Origin of the sequence: Albidovulum salinarum, from assembly GCF_025673475.1 — a bacterium.
Classification (GTDB): Bacteria; Pseudomonadota; Alphaproteobacteria; order Rhodobacterales; family Rhodobacteraceae; genus Albidovulum; species Albidovulum salinarum.
Genome location: NZ_JAOVQO010000014.1, coordinates 28,554 through 51,644, shown reverse-complemented (window position 1 = coordinate 51,644; position 23,091 = coordinate 28,554). Strand labels below are relative to the sequence as shown.

Sequence of the window (23,091 nt, the reverse complement as noted above, 5' to 3'; positions counted from 1 at the left end):
CTCCCGCATCACAGCATAGTCACTCAGCATCTCCACGACCGCCGACCCTTCCGGTAACAGGACCAGCTCCACGGCCACCTTCGCCTGGAACTCTCGGCTATACTCGACGACCGGCGGACATTCCCGCAATGCTCTACCGTCAGAACTGACCGTCGAGCAGCCGGTCAGCAAGCTCGTCGCGAGAACGAGGGCGACGCGCCGCCGCCTCGAGCATCCGTTTTTGCGCATCATGGGATCTCTTCATGGTCTCGAGCCGTTCGGCCAGTCGCCCGACGCGCTCACCGGAGTGGCGCAGGGCCAGCAGGAACAGAAGGATCGCGAGGGCAGTTAGGCCGTAGCGGACGGCCGTGCTCGCCCATGCCGATCCGGCGATCCCGCCGAGAGGGACGGCAATCATCGCCGCCCCCGTTTCCAGTCATCCAGCCGCGCGTAGATCGTGACCGCGATCCCGCCGAGCGCGACGGCGATGAACACCCAGCGCAGCGTATCGAGATACGGAACCAGCGGCAGGATTGCGTTCTGCGTCTCCGCCAGCACCTGCTGGGCTACCTCCACCCCGGCTGCGCCCAGCGTCGCGACGCCAGCCGCACCACCGGCCCTCATGGTCCGGCTCTCAGCCAGAACCTCTCGCGCAGGCGGGGTCTCTGCCGCAAAGGGTCCGGACTGCACGGGGAACCGCTCTCCCCATTTGCGCGCAGGGCCGAGGTCGACATGGATGAACTCCGACCTCGGGTAGAAGCCAAAGCCGAGGAACCCCACCTCCCGCGCCGCCGCTTCGAAGGTCTCCGGGTCGTGGTTCGTCATCGCAATGTCGAAGGCGGCGCCCTCCATGTGCTTCGACCGGGTCGCGCCGCCGACGGCGCGGTTGTGCTCGGGGCTGCGATAGGCCGAGCGGACGATCAGGGGCTTGCTCAGCCGATCGCGCAGCGCCTGCAGCTTGTCGAGAGCGGGCTCGTTGATCAGCAGCTTGCCCGTCCCCCGGCAGGCGATCTCGGCCGGGCTGAAATTCGGCCAGCGCCAGGCACTCTCGGGCACGTCGCGCCAGTGATCGTAAAGGGTCGTGGTCATGGGGATCCTCCAGAAACGAAAAACCCGCCTCGCGGGCGGGTCTGGTGGTGACGAAATCGCTGCTCGGTCGGGTCAGGGGCTTCCGCCGAAGATCTTCAGCTTCAGCGCGATGCCGGCGAGAAGCGCGAGCATGATGCCGGTGGTGATGAGATGGACGGCGGTCTGGACGGCGGTGCGGCGGACGAAGCGGATGCAGTCGAGGAGCGATCGGAGATCGCGGATGTCGAGGGCGGCATCCTTGCCGTCGATCCCGGCATCGGCCAGCGCGCGCTTCGCGCCCGCTTCAGCGGCTTCGGACAGGAGGGCGCTGAACTCGGCTTCCGACATCCTGACCTCACCCTTTTCCGTGCGGGGCAAGATCATGACGAGACGATCCCCGCTTCCGCCGGCAGCGTGGCTGCGGTCCAGGGGGTGCTGTCGGCGGGGTTCAGATCCCAGCTCGAATAGACAGGCGATGGCAGGTCGGCCGAGGGCGCGCCGGGCGTCGCGTCATAGTCCACGCCGCCCATGCGCAGGAACCCCGCGACGCCGGTCGGGCCGGCAGTGCCGAGCTGGGCCAGCTGCTTGACGTGCACGCCTGCGATGGTCGTGGCCCCGGCGGGACCGGTCGGCCCCGCGAGCGAGAAGGAGAGCCGCTGACCCGCGATGTCGCTCGCGGCCCGCGTGGCGATGTCGCCGTCCTTGATTGCATCGATGCCGCCCGAGAAGGCATCGTAGGTGCCGACCAGATCCGGCGTGCGCCGCACGAACCGGCGGCCGATGGTCGAGACGCCGTCGAGCACGGCAATATGGGCGTAGTACCAGGTGGCCGGGTTGTAGAAATCGAAGAGGTAAAGGTTGCGCCAGATGCAGCGGACTGGCCGGCCCTTCCCACCAGTGTTGGCGGCCGTTGCGCTGCTGTGAAGCACGCCGTCCACATGGAACTCGATGGTGATGTCGGCGCCGACGGCGATCTTCACATCGATCCAGTAGGCCTGGTTCGTCGCGGCGACAAAAGACGAAGCCCCGTCGACGTTGGTGTCTCCAACGGCCATCGCTCGGTACTTCTCGTCGTCCCGTTCGGTCCGCACGAGGCCGACCTGCCGGTTCGCCGCGTCGTAGAACTCGAGGAAGATGCCATCAGTCGCGATGGCATGGGCGTTGATAGACGGCGCCCGGTAGCGGAAGCCGATCCAGACGTCACTGGTGGGCTCGGTCCATGTTGCCGAGAACGGCACGGACGATCCGTTGTTCGCACTGATCTTGACGGCGTTGACGTCATAGGCGGGATCGAACCCGGCGGCATCGGTACTGATCCGGCCCGCAACGCCGGAGAGGTCGGTCTCCTGGTGGCCGAGATGGAGGATGTAGCTCATGGGATCACCTCGATGTAGAGAGCGCTGTCGGCGGCGGTGAGACGCGCTTCGCCGCCCCGTTCGTGGTAGAGATCGGCCCGCGCCACGCTCAGCCGGGCATCGCCCCCGAAGCCGATCCAGTGCGCGGCGTCGGCCACGGTCAGCTGGACCGCACCGCCGAAGCCGAGGAAGACGACGGTCTCGGGCACCGTCAGCCGGGCTTCCGCCCCGAACTCGGTCCAGAGACTGGCCTCGGCCACCTTGATGCCGTCGGGCATGAAGAGACGGATGGAGCGCGCCTGCCAGGCCTCATAGGTCGCGCTGCCGGCGACACGCCGCGCCTGCACCCGCACCTCGAAATGCTTCGTGCCAGTCGGCGCCGAGAGGATCGGCACGTCGTCCTTCGTGAGTGTGTAGCTGTTGGCCGTTCCGACAGCGATCTCCGCGGCGGGAGGTTCGACGAGCAGGTCCGTGTCCGGATCGACCCAGAGGATCTGGAGGACGTAGGTAACACCCGGCTCAGGGCCGATGTCGCCCGCGTCATAGGCATCGATCGCCACGCTCGTCTGCAGGAGCCGGTCGCGATGCGCCCATGTCAGAAGCACGGGGCCGAGGTTCAGGACGTTCGGGTTCACGACGGAGACGCCGTTGCCGCGCAGATCGCCCGGCGGCAGCGGCCGAATGGCGCGCGAGGCAAGCGTGACCTCGTCCTCGGGCGCCTGGCTGAGCGGCAGCGTCCCGAACCCCGTCTCCGGCAGCATGCGGACCGCGACCGTCTCTCCCGCCGCGAAGCGCGCCTCACTCGCGTTGGCGAGGAGCTGCCAGCAGATCACCGGCGTGCCCGCGGGATGGACCTTTGGCACGGTGTCGAGACAGCCCCGTCCGACCGTCAGCGTCGTGGCACTGACCCCGTCAATCCGGATGAGTTCATCTCCGATCGCGGCGAGCGTTCCGATGGTGACGTCCGTGAGCCCCGTCCAGCTGCCGACCGGCAGCACCCGCTCGGCCGGATCGTCGGTCACATCCGCAGTGAGCAGCGCCGTCGGCACGAACTCGACGCCCGCCTCGAGCGCGTAGCCGGCGCCGCTGTCGGTCCAGACCTGCGCCGAGAGCGCATCGGCCGAGGGGCGCTCGCCGGCGGCAACGAGCGCGCCCGCGTCCGGATCCTCGTCGAGCAGCGCGTCGGCTTGCGCGTGACCGAGTTCCTGCACGAGAAGCCAGTATGGCGCTTCCGTCACCCAGCGGCGCGCGAGCGGCTTCGGCGGCAGGATGAGCCGCCCGGGATCACCGCTCTCGCCACCAACGAGGGCAGTCTCACCGAGCCCGAAGACGTCCTCGGCGATGCGAAGCCGCAGGCCGTTCGCGCGCCCGTCGCCGTGGTCGATCTCGACGATGCGCACCGCGACACCCTCGAGCCCGCGCCGCGGGCTGACAAGCCGGATCACGTCGCCCGGATCGAGATCGGCGCCGACGCGGGTGACAGTGATCTCGCCCGACAGGATCGGCGCCGAGAGGGCGCGCAGATCGCGCTCGGCCACTCGGACGGCGAGTGACTCGTAGCGGATCCCCGGATAGTCGACCGTCGCGCTGACGACCTGGCCGAGGTCCTGGACGAGCGCGGTGTCGGTGACGCTGACCGATCCGGTCTGGTCGGTGCGGGCGTCGGAGAACTTCACGGTGACCGAGTTCACGAGATCGGCGGCTTCCCGGCGGCCGAGTTCGCCCCAGTCGACGACAGTCGTCTCGTCGAAGATCGGCAGCGTCTCCGCGTCGTAGTCGGCGCGGATGAGCTTCAGCTCCCAGCGGCCCGACCGGCGGTCGACGTAGAGATAGGCGTCGATGTGCTTCAGCACGTCGGCGATGAAGTCCTCTATCGTCGATTCCTGCTGCCAGAGGAGCGAGAGCCCGAACCCCTCGGCGAAAAGCGCATCGGCGGCGGTCGCGAAGCTCGGGCCGATGTCGGTGAAGCCGTGGCCGAGGCCCCAGTCGCGGTTCGTCAGGCATTCGCGGATGATATGGGCCGGATTCATGTCCGGGCCCTCGCCGAAGGCCGCGCGGAGCGAGGCGACGAGCACGTCGGGATCGCCCGCGGGCACGACCGGTACGCCGTCGACGGGTGTGTTGTCGATCTGGGAGGTGGCGCTCGTGTCCGAGAGCGCGATGTTGAAGGCGAAGACGTCGACCTCCGAGAGGCCCGCGAGCGTCGCCTTGGCGGCCTCCAAGCTCGAGGCCGGGCTCGGCTCGCCGTCGGTCACGAAGATCAGGATGCGCCGCTTGCCGCCCGCGCCATTGAAGAAGGCGCCCGCCTGGCTGACCGCCGCCCCGAAATCCGTCCCCCCGCTCACGGTGGTCGGCAGTGCGTCGACCCAGTCCTTGAGCTCGCCGTAGGCTGCGGCATCGGCGTCGCGCCGAAGGATCGTGCCAGAGACGGTCGAGTTCCAGGTGACGATCTGGATGTCGTTTGGCTCCAGCGCATTCGCGCCAATCTCTGCGATAAGCAGCGAGACGGCGGTCCGCTGCGCCGCCATGCGGCTGCCGGACATGGAGCCCGAGGTGTCCATGGCGATGTAGATCGCGGCGTCCCCGATCCGGACCTCGGGCACGATCTGCGCCTTCTCGGGGTACCACTGCGCGTTGCCGTCCTCTGCGCGCAGGATCCGGGTGAGCCGGACGGCCCATGGCTTCAGGTAGGGATTGAGGCCGAGATAGACCTGCCGGAGGACGAGCGAGCAGATGCCGCGATAGCCCGGCACGTTCGACCCCGCCTGCGCGGCGAGGTAGCCGTTCTGACCTTGCGTGGTCCCGCCCATCAGGACGTCGATGTCGCCGACGATGCCGCCCTCGCGGCTCTCACCGCCGAAGAGGTTCGGCTTGTTGATCCGAATGCGACCGCCTGCGGCGCCGCCGCTGAGGCTCGGCAGGCTCGCGGCGTCAGAGACGGTGACGGACTGGGCGGCGAAGGCCGTGGCGGCGGGCTCGACGAGCCAGGTCGTGGCGGCGGCCCCGCCGTCGTAGCTCACGGCCTGAACGGTGACCGTGCGCGTCGTGTTGTCGGTGCCGAGCTTCAGGTCGTAGCTCGCGCCGAGGCGGATCCCGGCAAGCGTGCCCGGAAAAGTGACCTCGGCCACGCTGTCGCCGACGGCTGCGGCGGTCGCCGACATGGCCGCCACAGTGCCGTAGCTTGCGAGCGCGCCGACGCCGGTGCCCGCGGCGCTGCTTTGGCCGGTGCCTATCGACCAGGCCGTTCGGTCGTCGACCCGGATCTCGCGGATCGCATCGACGGGCCCGTGGCAGAGCGCGAGATGCGCGCCGAGGGAATACTTGTAGCCGACCGTCTGGGACTTGGAGCGACCGCCCATGTCAGGCCTCGGTCTGGGTCTGAGCGGCGCGTTTCTCGGCCTCGGCGATCACGCGCAGCGCCAGCGCGTCGCCGGTGGCGGCCAGCACCTCGGCCGGCAGTCCTTCGGCGAGGAAAGCCTGCCAGTCGAGCCCGTGGCGGCGGAACCAAGGACGCGCACCTTGAAAGCAGAGCCGAGCCGCGCGGATGTCCTCGGCGCGGACGATGAGGGTCTCGCTCACTTCTTGCCCCCCTTCTTGCGTATCGGGTCGACCTTGAGATCGCCGGCCCAGACGACGTTCGGGCCGCGCAGCAGCACGGTGCCGAACACGACAGGGATCGGTCGACCTTCCTCGGCTGTCGGCAGGTCGAAATCGTCGAGCCCCGCCGCCTTCGGCGCTTCCGTCTTCGGCTTCGGCGAAAGCGCATAGGAGATCGCCGTCAGCACGAGGCTGGCGACGATCTGGACGACGAAGTTCCAGACCATGGGCGGGACTCGAAATAATCCGGCGGGTCAGACGATGCTGGTGCCGCCGAAGGGATTGCGGCCGGGAATGTCGGGGAAGCCCCCGAAGTTCAGGAAATTGCCGAACTTGGCGGCGCAGGTGTCGCGGCGGAGATCGCAGCCAGGCGCCATGTCGATGAGGGCGACCGACTCCGGATCGTCGATCGCCGTCTCAAGCTCCGGCATGCGTCCCGCGAGCGTCAGGCTGTCCCCGACATGGCCGGTGATGAAACCGAGCAGCCCCGCGTGGCGCAGGACGCCGCCGCGGAACCAGCCCTCTGGCAGGAGCGCGGCCTCGGCGACGGTGATCTCGAGGCCCGAGCGCGCCGTGGCGGTGCCGCCCATGAAGAAGGTCTCGATGTCGAGGCGGCAGCCGCGGGAATAGAGCGCATGGCGACAGAGGCGCTGGTACTTCGCCCGCACGCCTTCCCGGCGCATCGAGGTGAAAAGCGACTCCGCGCGAAGCGTGATGCGCCGTCCCTCGACCCGGGCCGAGACGATGCGGCCCTTCCAGTGCGCGACCACCTCGGCCGGCACCTGTTCGTGACCGCGGTAGATGGTGAGCGTCGTCACCGACCGGGCGCGGGGTCCGAGATACCGGCGGGCGAAGGGATCGGAGAGCGGGAAGGTCACCGAGAGATCCACCCGGCGCGGATCACTGCTCTGAACAATGGAGCCGTGGCTGACCGCCGATGGCTCCCAGACCAGATCCTCGGTCTCGTCCCCGATGGCGCCTGCGGGCGAGGTCCAGGCGCTCGCGCGGCTCGTGAAGCGCCAGATGCTGTCCGCTTCCGCGAAGAGGTAGAGGAAATACGGCTGCCCCTCTGCGGTCGAGGTCTCGGCGAGATCGTAGGTCATGAGGGCGTCTCGATCAGCGGCAAGGCCAGTTCGGTCCGGTTCGGCCCGTGGGCGAGTTCGATCCGGTCGGCATCCGAGCGGACCTTCACCAGCAGATGCACGGGCGTGCCGAGGGCGACGCTCTTTCCGGGCGCGGCGATGGAGAGCCGGATCCCGAGCGCGTCCCAGGCCGCGGCGGTGATCTCGCGAAAAACCGGCCCCGTCGGGTGGTCGATAAACAAGTGTCGGCCAGTCCAGACGGAGGGATCGGCGAGCGGTGCGACAACGATGGAGGTCGCGCCGGAGTTTGCAGCCGCCTGCAGAACCAGTTCCCGGCCCCAGGTCGGCAGCCAGAAGGCGCGCTGGCGCCCGCGCAGGGAAAGCAGCCAGCGCCGGCGGATCAGACGCGCCGGGCCCCGATCGATGAGGGTGACGGTCGATCGCCGTTGGACATGGGTGAGGACGGGCTCCAGCACGATGGGCCCAAAACCGTTGTCGATGGCTTCGACGGTCTGGCCGAGCGTCTCGGCGAGCTGCTGGCGCAGGACGGCCGGATCGGTCAGCACGTCGAGCCCCTGATGCTGGGGATAAGGAATGGCAGCAGCGTTGCCGTCGCTGAACCAGAGCGTGAAGCTCGCAGTGACCGTCCCGAGACTCTGGCGGCGGCGGTCGATCTCGACGGGCCGTGCGAGGAAGGCACTGCCGACCGGGGCCACGATGGCATGCACGAGACTGACGCCCGCCGCCGCCGCAAGCTCCAGCCGGTCGGGCAGCACAGCGGTGATCTCGACCAGATGTGCCCTGCCGCCATCGGCAGCGATGATGGCCTGCGCCGCCCCGTCAAAGGCGCCGTCGCTTGTGTCGACGAAGACCGTCAGGTCAGCCGCGTCGATCGGTGCCGTCGCAGGGCGCGCCAGATGCCAGAGCGGCAGGATCCAGTCGTCGAGCTGCCCGGCACGGCCGAGTTCTGCCGCCTCGGCGAGCCCCGTGGCATCGAGAAGATGCGAGAGGGTCAGTGTGGACCGTGGACCCGTGCGAAGCGCGATGCGCTGTTCGCCAGCCTCCGTGACGAGGACGTCGGTCGACCACTCCAGCACTTCCGTGACCGGCGTCTGCGCTGCGAAGGGCCAGAGCCGGTCAGGCATCGAGACCTCCCCGGTTGCGCCGGATCACGTTGACGATGAGCCGCTCGCCCGCGGGCGTCGCGAGATAGTCCCCGACGATCGCGGGATCGAGCACGTTGACGATGCGAGTCGCGGGCTGGGGCGCCGGGCCACCACCGTTGGCCTCTACGCCGAGCCGCCCGCCCGGACCGCGCCGCAGGGGCAGGATCGCCTCCGGTCCGGCCTCGCCCATGAGCCCGATCCCCCGCGCGAAGGGAAAAACCGTCGGACGGGACACAACACCACCCCGGGCGAAGGCCGTGATCTCGCCGGCCTGCGCGAAGGCCCCGCCCCTGGCAAAGCCACCAATGCCGAAGAGCCCGCCGATGGCGCTGCCGATCCAGCCGAAAAGACCGCCGCCGCCACCGGTGCCCGCGCCGGAGAAGGCACGGAAGAGCGCGTCCTCGATCGGCTTGAAGGCCTGGTCGATGAGGCGGTTCGCGAGATTGCGCGCGATGCCGGCCACGGCACCTGCGAAAGTTTGCCAGCTGAGCTCGCCCGACTTCAGCGCCTCCTTGATCGGACCCGTGATGTCTTCTGCCAGTCCTTTCGCGATCTCCTGCGTCCGTTCCACGGCAGCGCGGGCCGCATCCCAGGATTGGCGCGCGACATCGGCCGCACTCTGCATGGCGCCACCCGCGCGCCCTGCCGCCTCGGCCGTCTCGTCGAGCGCGGAGGCCGGTCCCGCCCCGTCCTCACCGGACAGTGCTGCATCGAAGCGCTCGGCAGCGACCGTAGCGCCATCGAGCGCCGTCTCTGCCTCCGTGCCGGTGCTGCTGACGGCGGCGCGCAGGGCATCGAGTGCGGCAAGCGGCTGAAGCGCGCCGTCGGCCAGCGTGGAGGCCGTCTGACGCCAGGCTTCCGCCGAGGCAGCGGCTTCGCTGGCCGCCGCCGTCAGTCCGAGATCGGGAACGGCGAGTGGGCTGTCAGAGAAGGCCGAGGCGAAGGCATCGCGTGCGGCCGTTGCGGCCTCGGTGGCCGCACCAGCAAAGCGGTTCTCGAGGCGGCCGAGATCGAGCTCGGCGATGACCCCAATCCGGCGCTCGACGCCGAGCGCTTCCAGCCCGGCATTCACGCCGTCGATGAAGCCGTTGATCCGGGTGACGACGCCATTCAGCATCGCCTCGACACCCTCGATCAGGCTGTTCGCCGCCTGGAACGCTAAATCGCCAATGGCGGCTGGAAGCAGACCCCAGACGGCCCTGATCGCCTCGAACGCGCCCTCAAAGCTATTCACAGCGGCATTCGCGAAGCCGACCACGGCCTCAAGCGCGCCCTGCATGGCAGATGCTGCCGAGGCCTGGATGTCGGCGAAGGCCGCCATGGCCGAGGCCCCGAAGCTCGCAGCGCCCATGCCGATCCGGTCCCAGACCTCGCTGGCGAGATCGCCAAGGAGCGCAATGGCATTCCCGAACCCGCCCGCGCCCGAGACAAGGCGCGTGAACTGGTAGATGAGCTCACCCGCACCGACGATGAGCGCGCCGATGCCGGTGCGGATCACCGCGCCGCGCAGGACGACGAGCGCGGTCGCTAGCCCGCGCACGGACAGCGCCGCAGCGGCGAGACCGGCGAGCCAGCGACCGGCAAGGAATGTGGCGAAGGCGGCCGCATAGGTCGCCAACCGCCCGATGTTGTCGAAGAGCCCGCGGATGGCGTTGCCCAGAGGGCCGGTGCGACTCGCTAGCGCCGCCATAGCATCGGCGACGGCTTCCAGCGCCGGCGCCGCGGCGACGGCGAGCTGGTTCGAGAGTCCACGCCAGATCAACCCGAGGCGGGAGATGGCGTCGTTCGTGCGCTCGATCTGGTCGGCGTCCTGCTCGGACACCACGACGCCGAAGGCGCGCACGTCCTCGGTCGCCTGGCGGAGCGTGGCGGTGTCGATCCGGCTCATGGCGATGGAGCCTTCCTCGCCGAAGAGCTGTCCCGCGACAGCCGCGCGCTCGGCAACCGGCACGAACTCCTCGATGGCAGCGTTGATCGCGCCGACGCGCTCGTCGAGCGGCAGGGTCAACAGGTCGGAGGCCGAGAGCCCCAACCGCTCCAGAGCTTGCGCCGCGGGGCCGCCGCCGGCTGCAGCCTGGCTCAAACGCCGTGTCAGATCCTTGGTCGCCTGCTCGATCCCCGACATCGAGACGCCGGCCAGTTCGCCGGCGCGCTCCAGCGTCTGGATCGAGGCGACCGTGGTCCCGAGCGACTGCGCGAGCTTCGCCTGTGCGTCGATCGTCTGCAGGCCGGAGCGGACCATCGCGACGCCCGCGGCGGTGACAGCAACGACCGCAGCCGCTGCCGCGACGCGCACCCGGCGCGCGAAGCCAGCGAGTCGGGCGTTCGCGGCCTCCATCTCGCGGCTGAGCCGTCCGAAACCGCGCGCTCCGGCCTCGCCCACGCCTTCCAGCTCGGCGCGCACCTGTCGCCCGCCGACCGCGGCGAGGCGGACGGACACACGCTTCTCAGCCATCGGGGCGTTCCATCTGTTCGTTGAGCTTCGCCACCATCACCGCTTCGATGACGGGTAGCAGTTCGGCTGCGGCGGCGGGCGGCACGCCAAGCGCATCGCCAAGCGCAAGCGCTGCACTCAGATCCCAGCCGACGACGCCGCCGGGCAACACGCGGAGTTGTCCGCCGAGGCGCCCGACCAGATCCCAGACCTGCCAGCCCTCATGGGTCAGCGGCCGGTTCAGCCGCGCTGGGCAGTCCTCGCACGCTTGCGCGCAGGCTTCGCAGTATCGCTCGCCCCCGCCGAAGGACCATTCAGCGAGGGCGCGGAGGCGTTTTTTTCCTGCTCCAGCAGCAGGCCCTTTGAGACGTAGGTCAGCTGGAACGCCTCGAAGATCGGCCAGACGTCGAGCAGCGCGTCGATGGCCTCCGGGCTGGGCTCGATGGGATTGCCGTCGGCGTCGCCGATGCCCTCCCAGGCGAGAACCGCTCGCCGCGCGAGCGCCTTGGCGAAGGCCACTGCGCGTTCCTCGTCGGAGGCCTCCTCAGGGCAGGCTTCCACGGCCGGGTCGCTGCGGGTCGCCACCATCAGCGCCGTGGTCAGCGGGCGCAGCTGCACGCGGGCGCCGGGCGCGAGGTCGTGCCAGTGCGGCGCGTTGGTCAGGTCGAGCGTCAGCATCAATAGGTCTCCACATCGTTCACGAGGGTGGCGGTGCACATCCGGCCGACGACGCTGTCACGCGCGGCCTGCCAGTCGAAGGTCGCCTGCACGCCCTGCGGTCCGGAGATCTCGATGCGCGGTCGCGGCAGGTAGACGGCGTGCACGGTGAAGGTGAAGCTCTCGCCTGAGGGCAGGACGTAGGCGAATTCCATCTCGCAAGCCTCGCCGTTGATCGCCTGCGTCACCAGCGTGCTGTCCGCGAAGCGCACCTCGATCGAGCCTGTCAGCTCCGCGATGGACGGGTCTGCGCCGTCGATCCGGCCATCGCTGCGGATGGTCTCGATCCGGTCGAGGTTGTTGGCATAGGTGATGTCGGCCGAGACCACGTTGCCGAGCGCGGTTCCGTTCCGGGTGATCGAGCCGTTGAAATGGCCGAATCGCTTCAGCTCCAGCGCGGCGGGTGTTCCGGCGTTGGTGGTCGCGCCCACCGTTTCTCCCTGCGCCACCAGCCGCGCGGTGGCCGTGAGCAGCCCCGAGCGCTGCATTTGCCAGGTCAGCTGATCGAGCACGCAGCCGGAATACATCGCATAGCGCGGCACCTCCGGCATGCCGGTCTCTATTGAGAGGCTCGGCAGGGTCCAGGCGCCCGACTGGAACTCGTGCGTGAACGGCCCAGGCGCCGTGCCTGTCGTGGCAGGCGGCCCGAACGCAGCTTTCAGCCAGAAGCCGAAAGCCTCGGCGTCGAGCGGCACGACGACATCGCCGTCCGCGGTCACCGCATCCTTGATCGGCGCCAGCGGATCGCGGCCGTAGCCGAGAAGCTCGGAGTTCAGGAGCGGCTGCTCGGCGCCGAGCGTGGTGCTGGCGAAGGGCATCTTCGCAAAGCCGCTCGCAGGCGGCGTGCCATAGACGGTCTCGAACGCAAGCGCCATCTGCGCCCGCGCCCCTTGGGCTCGTGCCATTGTGTTCTCCTCGAATTGTCGGGGTCAGCCGAGCGGATCGGCCGTCGAATAGTGCAGCACGACCGGGATTACGGCTGCCTTGAGACTCGCCGCGCCCTCGACAGGCAGGTCGACCGTCCGTGGCGCTTCCGCCTCGATCCAGTCGCACAGACCGCCAAGCGTGCGGTCGGTGGCGAGTGCCGAGCCGACGCTGGCAGTCAGCGTGTCGAAGGCGGCGTCGCGGTCGGAACCCTGCACGACTGCCTCGATCTCGGCGCGGTGCTGGTAGTGGTAGGCCAGCGGCGAGAGCGTAACCTCGGGTTCCCCCGGCTCGCCATCGCGCAGGATCAGAAGCCCTTCTGCCGGCACGCGCTCGGGCAACACGTCACCGCGGAGGGCCGCGGCGGGCAGCGCCAAAAGCCGCGCGTGCAGCGCGGCGAGGATGGTTTCGCGATAGGTGGGCATTGGCGGCCAGCGATTTTTGGATGAGCGTTGCTGTGGCGGCTAACAGTACTGTCTGGCAAAGAAAATTTGGTGCGTGTAGCTTTGAACGCATGTTCAGTCAGTCGACAGAAATGAGCGCTTCGGATCGGCAACCGACCTACCTTACTCTGCACGGCGTTCCCCTTTCGGACGTCCCGCGCAGCGGCGTGGTCTACTTTTCGTTTGATCCCCAGGGAGTCTGGCGTGCCAGCACTGGTGATTTTTCCCATGAGATCGAGAATATTTGTGTTCGAATGCACGATGCCCTTGCAGCACAAATCTTCGATGGGATTGGACAATACCACGCAATACTACCGAAAGTTCCAGAGTGGGTCGTGACTGCCGGACTAAACTCAGAAGCGCCAATCTCCCGTGAACTCTTCGAAAAACTCGTTGGCGCAAACAGCGACCCGACGACTCACAAACTCCTGTACCTGTATGACTGCCGCAGGCTGGTTTCTGGCATTCAGGAGGCACTGATCGAGGTCGTCCAACTTCAGGGCGAATTCTACAAAACGCTCAACTTGGAAGAACTCTTCTATCCCCCCAGCGTCAGCCCGGATGGAATTCGGCACATCGGTTCACCAGTAACCGCAAAGCTGATCGCCCTCATTAACGTGATCTACATTCGTCTGCACAGCCTTCTGGACTATGCCACGAAACTTGTCTTTGAAGCCGAGCATCTAAGAACAGATTTCAGTCGCTACCCTCGTTTGGCGTCTAAAAACAAGCTCTTCGGCGACCGGCGTCGCATTTCACTCAACAATAAAACCGGGACGCTATTTGAGCCCTGCGATCTGATCACGGAAACGGAGGCCATCCGAAATCTGATCATCCACGACGGATTTTTTGACGAACAACCCAAGGTCTATGAAGTTAGGGTGAATGGAGTCGTGCAAGAGCGGTTTATTCTCATGCCCGACCGTGAGAACGGACGCCTCACATCATATGGCAGCAGAAACCTCTTTTACGGCAATGAAGATAAGATCAACATGCGCTTGCCCAGTTTCATCGCCGAATTCCAGAAGCGACTCTTGCTGACGGTCAAAGAAACACTGACGATCCTCAGCTAGCGCGGTGGCGCGCCACTTCTTCAGTTGATACGCTCTTCCACCCAGTTCGCCACAATCAGCCCCGGCACACTGTCCAACGCCCGGTCTGCATCCCGCGCTAGTTCCAGCCGCTTTGGCAGCTTGACTTGCTGCACCAGCAGGAAGATTGGCGCGGTGACCTGGTTGCGGCCGGTCTTGGCGCGCGACGCCACCGCCTGGCCGCGGGTGTTGATGCGGGCGCGGTCGGCGACGAGCAGGCTCGGGCCGCGGCGGCGGTAGACGAAGCGGAGGCGCAGGCCGCGGCGGCGCTCCCACTCACCGGGGGTGAGCTTGGCTTCGCGAAGGCCGCGGCCGGCGGCTTCGGTCGGGATCGCCAGCCAGAACCCGTCCTTCGACCGGATCAGCGGGCCAGCGTCGTGGGCGCCGACGATGACGGGCGCCTTCGACCAGACTAGCGCCGCGGCGTTCAGGCTCTCGCCGGCCTCCGGATAGGTTTGGCTACGGATCGAATTCGCGAGCCGCCGGCCGAGCCGAGCACCAGTGATCTGGCCACGCCAGGCGGTCTTTAGCCCGGTCCCAGCCTCGCGCATGGCGGCGGTCACTGCCTTTTCGCCGGCCTTCACCTCGGCGGCCATGGCGGCGACGAGATCGGGCGTGATGTCGAGCCTCAGCTTCATCACTGTCACGCCAGGCGCAGATCCACGGTCCAGACGAGCCGCTCGCGGTCGCGCACAGGCTCGCCCTGAATGAGGAAGGCCTCGCCGTCGATCTCGATGCGGTCGCCAGGGCGCGGGTTCGCGACCTCGGCGAGACGCAGATCCAACCGGGTGGTCTCCGACCAGACGCGCGCCTCGCCGAAGTTGGTGACGTCGTCCGGCCGGCGCAGGATGGCGCGGACCAGTGCGGGCGCGCCACCTTCGGCGGTGTAGACGACGTCGCGCGCGAGATGCGCATCCGCAAAGAGCGCGTCGAGGGCAACGGCGAAGGCGGTCATCAGGTCCGCCTTGCCGAGCGCAGCACCTGCGGCCGGGTGCAAATCGGGAGCGGATTACTCTCGATCTCCAGGCGCACCCACTCGTCGCGATCCCGGTCGGGGATCGTGCGCGCATAGAGCGGCTGGCCGAGGGTGTTGACCGTCTCGAAGGTGTCGGCGGGGGCGTAGTAGATCTCGAAGAGCCCCTCGATGCCCTCGGGATAGAAGAACGCCTTGTCGGTCGGCACCGTGAAGCCCACCCCGCCCCGGTAGCGGCGGAAGGTGATGCCGCCGAAGCTGACCTCATCGGCCACCCGGCCGCGCAGATCGGCCGCCGCGGCGGTGTTGAGGTAGGTCTCCCGCACCTCCTTGTGGGCGACGAGATCGGCGAAGAAGGCCGAACCGCATTCGGCGCGGACCTGCACGGCGCCAGCCGAGAGCCCGCCCATGGAGTCCTCGACGCTCTCGATCAGCGCCTGGCAGCGTTTCCGCAGCGCGCCGGAGGCCGGGCTCGCGTTGTCGAGGTCGAAGTCGATCTCGGCCGCCGGCGTGATACCGAACTCGGTGAAGTAGTTCACGACCGTCGCGTGGTCCTTCGGGTCCTTCACCAGCCCCTGGATGCCGTTCAGAAGGTGGTACTCGAAGGTCGTCTCGGCGTCCTGGCGGAGCTTCCTGAGCCGGTAGGCGACCTCGGTCTGCACCTGCTGGGTGGCGTTCTCCGAGCCGAAGTCGCGGACCGACTGGATCTCGGAGGCCCAGAGCACGTCCTGCTTCTTGAACTGCCGGCAGACGAAGGCGCGCATCTCGCGCCTGTCGGGCACCTGCTGCTCGTAGGCCGAGCCACGCTCCGAGAACGGGATCAGCGACAGGGTCCCGTCGCGGCTTTCGATCACGACGGTGCGGGAGCGCACGCCGCGCGGGCTGAAGAGGGCCGAGCCGGAGAGAAGCGCGGGCTTGTAGGGGATGTTCTCGAGCGCGCGGGTGAGCTCGATGATGGTGAAGGCATCGCCTTCGAAGATGTCCATGGTGGCCATGAGGATGCCTCCTGTCGGGATTGGGTCAGCGGACGAGGATGCCCGCGGCGAGGAGCGCCGTATGGGCGGCCTCGATCTCGGCCTCGCTGGGCGTGCCGGCGAAGACGAGGTCGTGGCGGTTGACGATGGCGGGGCCGCGAACGACGGCGACGGCCGGCGCATCGCCACCGGACGCATCCGCCTTGCCCCAGAGCACGGCGACAGCGGTCTCGGTGCCGTCGACGGCGGCCGGATCATGGGCCGCGTAGTTGCCCGAGGCGGTGATCCGGCCGAGCACCGTGCCGGGCTCGAGCGTGCCCGCGGCGACGGTGACCGTCTCGCGGGTGTAGTCGCGGAAGGCTTCCCAGACGAGGAAGCCGCCGGGGTGGGTACCTTCGACCAGCGTGGTCATGGTGTCATCCTTTCAGCTTGAAGGTGCGGGCGATTATCTCGCCCCAGGGGCGCGCGGCCGAGGACCGGCCGGGCTGCGGGTGATGGGACGCAATCTCGGGCTCGCTCTCGGCCTTCGCGGCGAGGAGCGCGGCGCGCACCTCGTCGAGGCTCGCGTCCGCTTCGAGGAAGCGACCGGCCAACTGCGGCTGGCCCGCAAGACGGCAGAGATCGACGACGGCCCGGGCGTGCCCGATGGCCTCGGCCCGGATCTCGGCAGGATCGGGCGGTGCGCCGCACGGAGGCGGCGTCTCGGCCGGCGGTCGCGGGGCATCGGAGGCGGCAGTCTGCTCGTCCTCGGCGTCCTCGACCTGATCGCCGTCGGCGACGTCGTCGGTGGCCACGGTGACCTCGCCGTCGCTCTCGTCGTCTGGCTCCGGCTCAGCCTCGATCGCTTCGACCAACACTGGAGGCGCGTTACGGAAGCGCCCGATGTCGAAGGCTGCTGCGATGCGGACGGGCTCGATCAGCCGGTCGGCGAAGCCCTGCGCCACCGCGTCTGACGCATCGAACCAGGTCTCGGACGCCATTAGCGCGGACACTTCTTCCGGCGTCCGGCCGGATTTTGCGGCGTAGCCGGAGACGAGGCTGCCCTTCACCTTGTCGAGCGCCTCGGCCATGGCGCGCATGTCCTCGGCCGTGCCCATGACGAGGCCGGCCGGATCGTGGATCATCAGGAACGCGTTCTCGGGCATGACGATCTCGTCGCCTGCCATGGCAATGTAGGAAGCAGCCGAGGCAGCGATGCCGTCGATCCAGACGGTGATCGTGCCCTCGTGGCGCTTGATCGCGTTGTGGATCGCGACCGCGTCGAAGACCGAGCCGCCGGGGCTGTTCAGTCGCAGGTCGACGGGCGTGCCCTCGGGCAGCGCGCCCAGTTCTGCCAGGAACCCCTTCGCCGAGACCCCGTAGGCGCCGATCTCGTCATAGATCGCCACTTCCGCACCGGTCCCCCGGGCGCGGATCGCATACCAGCTTGCCATGTCGTCACTCCTGTTCGGTGGCCGGACCGGTTGCCGCCGCGCCGTCGTCCGTGTCGTTGTCGGCGCCATCGCCGGGCTCGGCCCGCGTCGCCGGCGTTGCCCGTGCGCCCTGCGTCTCGCCGGGGCTCGCTCGGTAGCGCAGGCCGAGACCCGTCGCGCGCGCGGCGTCGGCCGCGTTCTCGCGGTCGACTTCCTCGATGTCGTAGCCCGTGGCCTCGACCACCTTGCGCCGCGACGTGATGCCCGCCTCCATCGCCAGGACCTGCGCCTGGATGTCCTTCAAGGGATCGACCCAGTCCCAGCGCGGCGGGATCCACTGCACCGGCCGCACCTCTGCCGGATCGGCGTCGAGCGCGCCCGACAGTACCGCCGTCTCCAGCCAGCGCAGCCAGACCGAACGGCAGAGCTGGTGCACGATCACGCCGTGCTGGAGCTGGCCGATGCGGCACCGGAACTCCACGAGTTCGGCCCGGAGGCTCGAGTAGTTCGCCTGCCGGACATCGCCGGTGACGAGGTGATAGGGCAGCCCCAGCGAGGCGGCGACCGAGAGCAGCGTCCTGTACTGGAACGCCTCGTAGCTGCTGCCGACATCGGCCGGAGACGAGAACTTCACGTCCTCGCCCGGCAGCAGCACCTGCATCGTGCCGGGCTCGAGGCTGGCGATCGCGGCCCCGTCGAGATCCGCCTCGGCCTCGCCCATCATGGGCTCTTCCGGCGCGGTCTTGGTGATGAAGCCCGCGAACATCGCCGCGGTCTTCTTCCGGTCGAGCTCGGCGTCGTCGTACTGGTCCAGGAGGAACAGCCGCACCATGGCCGGCGCGATGTGCGGCAGTCCGCGGATCTGGCCCGCGTCGATGGGGCGGTAGACGTGGAGCACGTCTGTCGCCGGCACGCGCACCGTCTCCGGGATCACTGCGCCCTGATCGGTGCTGTCGCCCGGATGGCGCCTGCGGAAGTGATAGGCCACGCGCCGCCCGATCGCATCGAACTCGATCCCGCAGCGGATGCGATTGCCGTTCGCCGCGGTCTCGGTCTTCTCGAAGGGCAGCATCTCGGATTGGAGAAGCTGCAGCTGGAGCGGGACCAGCAGCCCGTCCTCGGCGCGTCTTGGGCGCAGCCGGACGAAGCACTCGCCGGCGACGAACATCTCACGCGCAACCATGGCCTGGAGGCCGTAGAAGTCGGTCAGCCCGTCCGCATCGGCCTCGTCGGTCCAGGCGAGCCAGAGCTGCTGCACCTCGTCTCGAAGTCCGGCGTCCCCGATCAGCGAGGACGGCTTGATCCCGTCGCCGACGAGGTTCGCGGCGAAGGCCTCGCAGGCGTTGGCGGCATAGCCGTTGGTCACCACCAGCTCGCGGGACCGCGCCAGCAGCCGCGGACCTCCGGAGGCGACCAGCGCGTTGATGTTCTCCAACGGCGGGTTCCAGCCGCGCAGCCGGCGCTTCGCCATGTCGCCTTCGAGACGGGCGCGCACGGCTGATGGGCCGCCGATGGGTCGGCGGCGGAAGCGATCGAAAAGACCCATCGCTCAGAGCCCCTTCGCCGTCGTCACGCGCACATGCCGGACGATCCGACGCCCCTCTGCCGCGGCGATCTCGCGATCCAGCGCCTCGATGGCCCGGTCGATTTCGGCCACGCTGCGATAGTCCACGGTCTTGCCGTCATAGCTGACCCGCGCCACGCCCGACGACCGCTGCGCGGACAGCGCCTCGCGGCGGCTGCGGAGCTCTGTGATTGTCGGCATTCCGCCCACCTTCTATCGTCAGGCCAGCCCCACTCGGCAAAAGGCACCCATGACCGACCAGATCGCCCGGATCCGCATCGACCTCGAAGATCTCGAACCGCGCATCTGGCGCCGCTTCGAGGTCAGCCTCTCGACCAACCTGCGCGCGCTCCACGAGCTCATCCAGGCGGTCATGCCCTGGGAGGACTTTCACCTCTATCAGTTTGCCCTGGGCGACCGGGTCTACGGCGAGCCCGATCCCGACGATGCGCTCTGGGGCCACAAGGTCTACCAGGCCAAGGGCTTGCGCCTCTCAACCCTGGTCAACCGCGGCGTCACGGAGCTGCTCTATACGTATGATTTCGGGGACGACTGGCGGCACCGCGTCGTGATCGAGGCGGTGGAGCCAACCGCCCCCGGTATCGATTACCCGGTGTTCCTCGGCGGTGAACACCGCTGCCCACCCGAAGACGTCGGAGGGCCACCCGGATTCATGGAATTCCTCGAGGCGGTTTCGAACCGCCAGCATCCACGACACAAGGAGATGCTGCACTGGCATGGCGGGCCGTTTCATCCGACCGATTTCGGCGAGGCCGAGATTGTTAAACGCGTCCGGAGAATCGCTGCGCGGCGCAAGACCGCCTACGAGGCCTTCCAGCGCAGCCGGGCCACGCGGCTCAACTGATCCCTTCCTACTCACCCCATGTAGCTTGACCGCACCGTGCGCCGGCGCGGCGTTGGTCGTGTCTGGATGGATGGCGCGGTTGCCGCACCGGCCTCGGGCCCGTCCGATTTCGCTACCCCGAGTTGTGTTTCCAGATCGGCCCACCGCGTCTCGGGCCAGCGATCCGCCCCGAGGATCCACGCGGCCGCACGAGCATATACGCGCGTGTCCAGCGCCTCGTTGCGCTCGCGCAACTTCTGCCATTCCAACCGCGCGAAGCCGCGTTTCGTCCGCACGGTGACCAGCTGCTCGGCGGTCAGCTGCTTCAGCCATTCGCCGTCCGCCCATTCCGGCAGATGGATCGTGCCGGGCGGGCACTGCGCGCCGGCGGCCTGTTCTTCCCGCGTCGGCCGATCCTGCCGCAGGAAGCGGTAGGTCTCGGCCTTGAAGGTCGATGTGGCGACAGTCCAGAGCCGGGCCCCGCGCCGGAGCCGTTTGCCCGCGACTGTCGCATCGACGTAGGTCGGCCCGGTCACCGGACTCGTTCGCGTGAACCCCTCGACGCCCTTCACCGGCGCCACCTGCGCGAAGCCTACCCTGCGTGACCATGCATAGACCGCACTGGTCTCGTAGCCGGTATCGATCGCGAGCCGCGCGAGGACCATCGGCTGGCCAGAGGCGTGCGTCCATGTCCGCGCCAACAGGTCGGTCAGCTGCTGCCAGCAGGCCGGATCTCCGGGCCCGCCCTCGAGCACGAGGTGATCGACGAGCCAGCTTTCCAGACCCCGGCCCCAGGCCCAGACATCGACCTCGATCCTGTCCTTCTGGACGTCGGCGCCCGCGGTGAGGAACAGACCGCACTCAGGCACCGTGCCCGGGGACCATGCCTCGCGCCGGTCGGCCAACCGCTGCCAGTCGGGGGCCTCGCCGGTCTCCATCCAGGTCTCGCCTAGGGCCGTGTTCACGAAGGTCTTCATCGCCTCGTCGCCCCCGGCCCGGGCCGAGAGGAAGCTCCGCACCATCGCCTCGAGCCGTACCCAAGGCGAGTAGATCTCGTTGAGATGGAACCCGGCAGCCCGCGCGAAGGGTCGGTTCGCAATCCAGCGACCCCGGCTCACCGCCGCCCAACGGGTCTCGTCCCGCCATGCCGCTTCGCACTCGATGCAGTGATACCGCGCGGTTTCGGGACGATGTGCGCCGTCGTCGCCCTTGTCCCAGCGGACCTGCGTCCAGGTCAGGATCTGTTCGGCATTGCAGTCCGGGCACGGGACCCAGAACTGCCGCTGATCGCTTTCCTCGAAGGCCGCCTCGATCCGGCTCGCGCCCTTGTTCGTCGGCGTAGAGACAAGGACGATCTTGCGGTTCCAGAAGGTGACCGTGCGCTTTCGCGCGAGGTTCACCGGGTCGCCCTCGGCCCCCGCGCTGAATGGATACCGATCGACCTCGTCGCACATGAGAAGCCGGATCGGGCGGCTCGCCAGGCCGGAAGGTGCGTTGGCCCCGACGATCGTCAGATGCCCACCCGGGAACCGCTTGTGCAGGATCTTGTTTGTGCCATCCCGGGACTTCGGATCGGCGATCTTGCCCGCGAGGCACGGCGTGTCCCGCGCCATCGGCGAGAAGCGGTCCTTCGACCAGGTCTCCGCGTCGCGCTCCGTGGGCATCACCACCATGATCGGCGCCGGGTCCTGGTCGATGTGATAGCCCGCAGCGTTGTTCAGGATCTCGGTCTTCCCAACCTGCGCCGAGGACATGATGACGACGGTTTCCGTTCCCGGGTCGGAAATCGCCTCCATGATCCCGCGCTGGTATTCCGCGCGGCTCGTGCGCCACTGGCCAGGCTCAGCGCTGGCCTCCGAACTCAGCCGGCGGTTCCGGTCCGCCCAGTCACTGATCGTCAGCTCCGGCGGCGGCCGCAGCACCGAGAGCGCCCGCCTCACCGTCTGCCTTAGGATTGGAGTCCCCCTCAGGGTCAGGCTCGGGCTCTGGGACTGGCGCGACATGGGTCTCCGCGAGATCGTCGAGCACTTCGCGGATGGCGGCGCGGATCAGGCTCCGGGTGTCAGCGACCGTGGTCTGTTGATGGACGATCGGTGCGAGCCGATCCGGGAGTGCCAGCATCCGCGTCCGCAGAAGCGCCAGCACCGCGATCCAGGCCTCCTCCACGTCCTCGGCCGCGAGGACGCTGCCGCGCTTCTCTTCGGCCTCCATCTCCGCGAGATCGGCCCGTGCCCGAATGAACCGCGCGCGTTCCGACGCGTAGTCGGGCGCGCCGGCCTGCGCCTTCGCGGCCTGATCGCGGAGGTAGCGCACGTAGCCGCGGACCGACCCGATCAGGTCATACTGCCCCCGCGTCGCCTTGGGGATCACGCCATCGCGGCTCAGTTGCTGCACACGGCGCTCCGAGAGATCGAGGAGCTTCGCGATGACCCCGATCGACTGCGCCGACGATGACACTTGATGATCCCCTCGCGTCGATCAAAGCACTGATATTGCTCCGATTAGACTGGATAGAGCCGGCCCTCGGAGCGAACCTGCATCCAACGAAGCGACGCATCCGAAGGAGCCACGGCCATGACCCGCCTCAACCCGATCACTACCCCGCGCCACGAACTCCGCGCCGAGAAGGCCCGGCGCAACAGGGAAGCGGCGCTCGCCGCGTTCGTCGGCAAGAAGGCCGAGATCGACGAGATGCTCGCCCGGCTGCAGGCGTTCAGCGAGGACCACTTCAACGCTCACCCGGACGAGATCAACTGGAGCCACGTCGGCACCCTCGAACACTACGCCAGCCTCCTGAAGCGCATCACCGACAGCGCTTTTGGAGAGGGTGAACACGCCGCGTGATCTCCGGCCGAGTCGTAACTCCCGCCGCGCGCCCTGCGTGGCTCGGGGTCGTAGAAGGCGCCGCACGACGCGGGCCACGAAAACGGAGACGACCCCATGAGCCAGATCCAGCTTTCCGACGCGCAAGCCGTCATCCTGTCCACCGCCTGCGCCCGCGATGACGGGGCTATCTTTCCCGTCACCGCCAGCCTCAAGGGTAGCGCCGTCGGCAACGTCTGCAAGAGCCTCCTGAAGCAGGGCCTGATCGAGGAAATCGCCGCAGTGCATCTCAACACCGTCTGGCGACACGACGAGGAGCGCGGCCCGATCACGCTGCGCGCCACACCGCTGGCCTACAGCACCCTCGGGATCACGGAGGAGCAGGACGAGGCGCCGCCGACTGAGACGCCGCCCGCCCCTGTCCAATGCCGGAAGGGCACCAAGCAGGAAACCCTGATCGAGATGCTCCGCACCGAGGGTGGCGCCACCATCGGCGAGATCGTCGAAGCCACGGGCTGGCAGCCGCACACGGTCCGCGGTGCGTTTGCCGGAGCGCTCAAGAAGAAGCTCGGGCTCGAAGTGACCTCCGAGAAGGTCGAGGGCCGCGGCCGGGTCTACAGCGTGCCGTGCGACTGACGCCTCGTA

Annotated in this window: 27 protein-coding genes; 4 read left to right on the top strand and 23 right to left on the bottom strand. The window is 68.2% G+C overall.

Features of this window, described 5'->3' with window-relative positions; genetic code table 11:
• Positions 1-139: 139 nt before the first annotated feature.
• The 14 genes from OEZ60_RS14995 to OEZ60_RS14930 form a co-directional block, all read right to left on the bottom strand.
• Positions 140-397: a hypothetical protein gene (locus OEZ60_RS14995; RefSeq protein ID WP_263337860.1), complete on the bottom strand. Its 258-nt coding sequence runs from the start codon at positions 395-397 to the stop codon at positions 140-142.
• Entirely contained in the window at positions 394-1,068 is a 675-nt protein-coding gene (locus OEZ60_RS14990) for a YcbK family protein (RefSeq protein ID WP_263337859.1), read from the bottom strand. Before OEZ60_RS14990 ends, OEZ60_RS14995 begins: the two co-directional genes overlap by 4 nt.
• A 72-nt stretch (positions 1,069-1,140) precedes the next feature.
• Positions 1,141-1,431, bottom strand: coding sequence for a DUF6127 family protein (locus tag OEZ60_RS14985; protein ID WP_263337857.1), 291 nt, complete (start codon positions 1,429-1,431; stop codon positions 1,141-1,143).
• Positions 1,428-2,423: an FscB gene (locus tag OEZ60_RS14980; RefSeq protein ID WP_263337855.1), complete on the bottom strand. Its 996-nt coding sequence runs from the start codon at positions 2,421-2,423 to the stop codon at positions 1,428-1,430. The genes OEZ60_RS14985 and OEZ60_RS14980 overlap by 4 nt, the downstream gene beginning before the upstream one ends.
• Positions 2,420-5,761, bottom strand: coding sequence for a phage tail protein (locus OEZ60_RS14975; RefSeq protein WP_263337852.1), 3,342 nt, complete (start codon positions 5,759-5,761; stop codon positions 2,420-2,422). Before OEZ60_RS14975 ends, OEZ60_RS14980 begins: the two co-directional genes overlap by 4 nt.
• A 1-nt stretch (position 5,762) precedes the next feature.
• Positions 5,763-5,981: a hypothetical protein gene (locus OEZ60_RS14970; protein WP_263337849.1), complete on the bottom strand. Its 219-nt coding sequence runs from the start codon at positions 5,979-5,981 to the stop codon at positions 5,763-5,765.
• Positions 5,978-6,226 (bottom strand): hypothetical protein, encoded by a 249-nt coding sequence (locus tag OEZ60_RS14965; protein WP_172321706.1) that lies wholly within the window; start codon positions 6,224-6,226, stop codon positions 5,978-5,980. Before OEZ60_RS14965 ends, OEZ60_RS14970 begins: the two co-directional genes overlap by 4 nt.
• A gap of 27 nt (positions 6,227-6,253) precedes the next feature.
• Positions 6,254-7,102 (bottom strand): DUF2163 domain-containing protein, encoded by an 849-nt coding sequence (locus tag OEZ60_RS14960; protein ID WP_263337843.1) that lies wholly within the window; start codon positions 7,100-7,102, stop codon positions 6,254-6,256.
• A complete protein-coding gene (locus tag OEZ60_RS14955; protein ID WP_263337840.1) occupies positions 7,099-8,226 on the bottom strand; it encodes a hypothetical protein in 1,128 nt (375 codons plus the stop codon). The genes OEZ60_RS14960 and OEZ60_RS14955 overlap by 4 nt, the downstream gene beginning before the upstream one ends.
• A complete protein-coding gene (locus tag OEZ60_RS14950; RefSeq protein WP_263337837.1) occupies positions 8,219-10,702 on the bottom strand; it encodes a phage tail tape measure protein in 2,484 nt (827 codons plus the stop codon). The genes OEZ60_RS14955 and OEZ60_RS14950 overlap by 8 nt, the downstream gene beginning before the upstream one ends.
• A complete protein-coding gene (locus OEZ60_RS14945; RefSeq protein ID WP_459178385.1) occupies positions 10,695-10,853 on the bottom strand; it encodes a DUF7697 family protein in 159 nt (52 codons plus the stop codon). Before OEZ60_RS14945 ends, OEZ60_RS14950 begins: the two co-directional genes overlap by 8 nt.
• A gap of 68 nt (positions 10,854-10,921) precedes the next feature.
• Positions 10,922-11,359: a hypothetical protein gene (locus OEZ60_RS14940; RefSeq protein WP_263337834.1), complete on the bottom strand. Its 438-nt coding sequence runs from the start codon at positions 11,357-11,359 to the stop codon at positions 10,922-10,924.
• Positions 11,359-12,303, bottom strand: a complete 945-nt coding sequence (locus OEZ60_RS14935) for a phage tail tube protein (protein ID WP_263337833.1) — start codon at positions 12,301-12,303, stop codon at positions 11,359-11,361. The genes OEZ60_RS14940 and OEZ60_RS14935 overlap by 1 nt, the downstream gene beginning before the upstream one ends.
• A gap of 24 nt (positions 12,304-12,327) precedes the next feature.
• Positions 12,328-12,747: an acyl-CoA transferase gene (locus tag OEZ60_RS14930; RefSeq protein ID WP_263337830.1), complete on the bottom strand. Its 420-nt coding sequence runs from the start codon at positions 12,745-12,747 to the stop codon at positions 12,328-12,330.
• Between the two features lie 20 nt (positions 12,748-12,767).
• On the opposite strand from OEZ60_RS14930, the gene OEZ60_RS14925 reads away from it, so the two are divergent.
• Positions 12,768-13,838, top strand: coding sequence for a hypothetical protein (locus tag OEZ60_RS14925; RefSeq protein ID WP_263337828.1), 1,071 nt, complete (start codon positions 12,768-12,770; stop codon positions 13,836-13,838).
• A 20-nt stretch (positions 13,839-13,858) separates the two neighbouring features.
• Here the strand turns inward: OEZ60_RS14925 and OEZ60_RS14920 are convergent, their stop codons facing one another.
• From OEZ60_RS14920 to OEZ60_RS14890, 7 genes are read right to left on the bottom strand one after another with little or no spacing between them, the layout of a single operon-like run.
• Positions 13,859-14,494, bottom strand: a complete 636-nt coding sequence (locus tag OEZ60_RS14920; RefSeq protein WP_263337826.1) for a DUF6441 family protein — start codon at positions 14,492-14,494, stop codon at positions 13,859-13,861.
• A 5-nt stretch (positions 14,495-14,499) separates the two neighbouring features.
• Complete coding sequence (locus tag OEZ60_RS14915) at positions 14,500-14,811, bottom strand: head-tail joining protein (protein WP_263337824.1); 312 nt, start codon at positions 14,809-14,811, stop codon at positions 14,500-14,502.
• On the bottom strand, positions 14,811-15,824 hold the full coding sequence (locus OEZ60_RS14910; protein ID WP_263337823.1) for a major capsid protein: 1,014 nt from the start codon (positions 15,822-15,824) through the stop codon (positions 14,811-14,813). Before OEZ60_RS14910 ends, OEZ60_RS14915 begins: the two co-directional genes overlap by 1 nt.
• A 25-nt stretch (positions 15,825-15,849) precedes the next feature.
• Positions 15,850-16,215: a head decoration protein gene (locus OEZ60_RS14905; protein WP_263337820.1), complete on the bottom strand. Its 366-nt coding sequence runs from the start codon at positions 16,213-16,215 to the stop codon at positions 15,850-15,852.
• A 4-nt stretch (positions 16,216-16,219) separates the two neighbouring features.
• Entirely contained in the window at positions 16,220-17,236 is a 1,017-nt protein-coding gene (locus tag OEZ60_RS14900; RefSeq protein WP_263337817.1) for a head maturation protease, ClpP-related, read from the bottom strand.
• 4 nt (positions 17,237-17,240) lie between these two features.
• Positions 17,241-18,761, bottom strand: a complete 1,521-nt coding sequence (locus OEZ60_RS14895) for a phage portal protein (protein ID WP_263337815.1) — start codon at positions 18,759-18,761, stop codon at positions 17,241-17,243.
• A gap of 3 nt (positions 18,762-18,764) precedes the next feature.
• Complete coding sequence (locus OEZ60_RS14890; RefSeq protein WP_263337813.1) at positions 18,765-18,980, bottom strand: phage head-tail joining protein; 216 nt, start codon at positions 18,978-18,980, stop codon at positions 18,765-18,767.
• A gap of 49 nt (positions 18,981-19,029) precedes the next feature.
• Here OEZ60_RS14890 and OEZ60_RS14885 point away from each other — a divergent pair, with 49 nt between their 5' ends.
• Positions 19,030-19,644 carry a plasmid pRiA4b ORF-3 family protein gene (locus OEZ60_RS14885; protein WP_263337811.1) on the top strand — a complete coding sequence of 205 codons (615 nt, stop codon included), beginning with the start codon at positions 19,030-19,032 and terminating at the stop codon, positions 19,642-19,644.
• Between the two features lie 11 nt (positions 19,645-19,655).
• On the opposite strand, the gene OEZ60_RS14880 is transcribed toward OEZ60_RS14885, so the two are convergent.
• Together OEZ60_RS14880 and OEZ60_RS14875 are read right to left on the bottom strand one after the other, a co-directional pair.
• Positions 19,656-21,563 (bottom strand): phage terminase large subunit family protein, encoded by a 1,908-nt coding sequence (locus tag OEZ60_RS14880; protein WP_263337809.1) that lies wholly within the window; start codon positions 21,561-21,563, stop codon positions 19,656-19,658.
• Entirely contained in the window at positions 21,511-22,080 is a 570-nt protein-coding gene (locus OEZ60_RS14875) for a terminase small subunit, Nu1 (RefSeq protein WP_263337806.1), read from the bottom strand. Before OEZ60_RS14875 ends, OEZ60_RS14880 begins: the two co-directional genes overlap by 53 nt.
• Positions 22,081-22,197: 117 nt before the next feature.
• On the opposite strand from OEZ60_RS14875, the gene OEZ60_RS14870 reads away from it, so the two are divergent.
• Complete coding sequence (locus OEZ60_RS14870; RefSeq protein ID WP_263337804.1) at positions 22,198-22,467, top strand: hypothetical protein; 270 nt, start codon at positions 22,198-22,200, stop codon at positions 22,465-22,467.
• Positions 22,468-22,563: 96 nt separating this feature from the next.
• Entirely contained in the window at positions 22,564-23,082 is a 519-nt protein-coding gene (locus OEZ60_RS14865) for a DUF3489 domain-containing protein (protein ID WP_263337802.1), read from the top strand.
• Positions 23,083-23,091 lie beyond the last annotated feature (9 nt).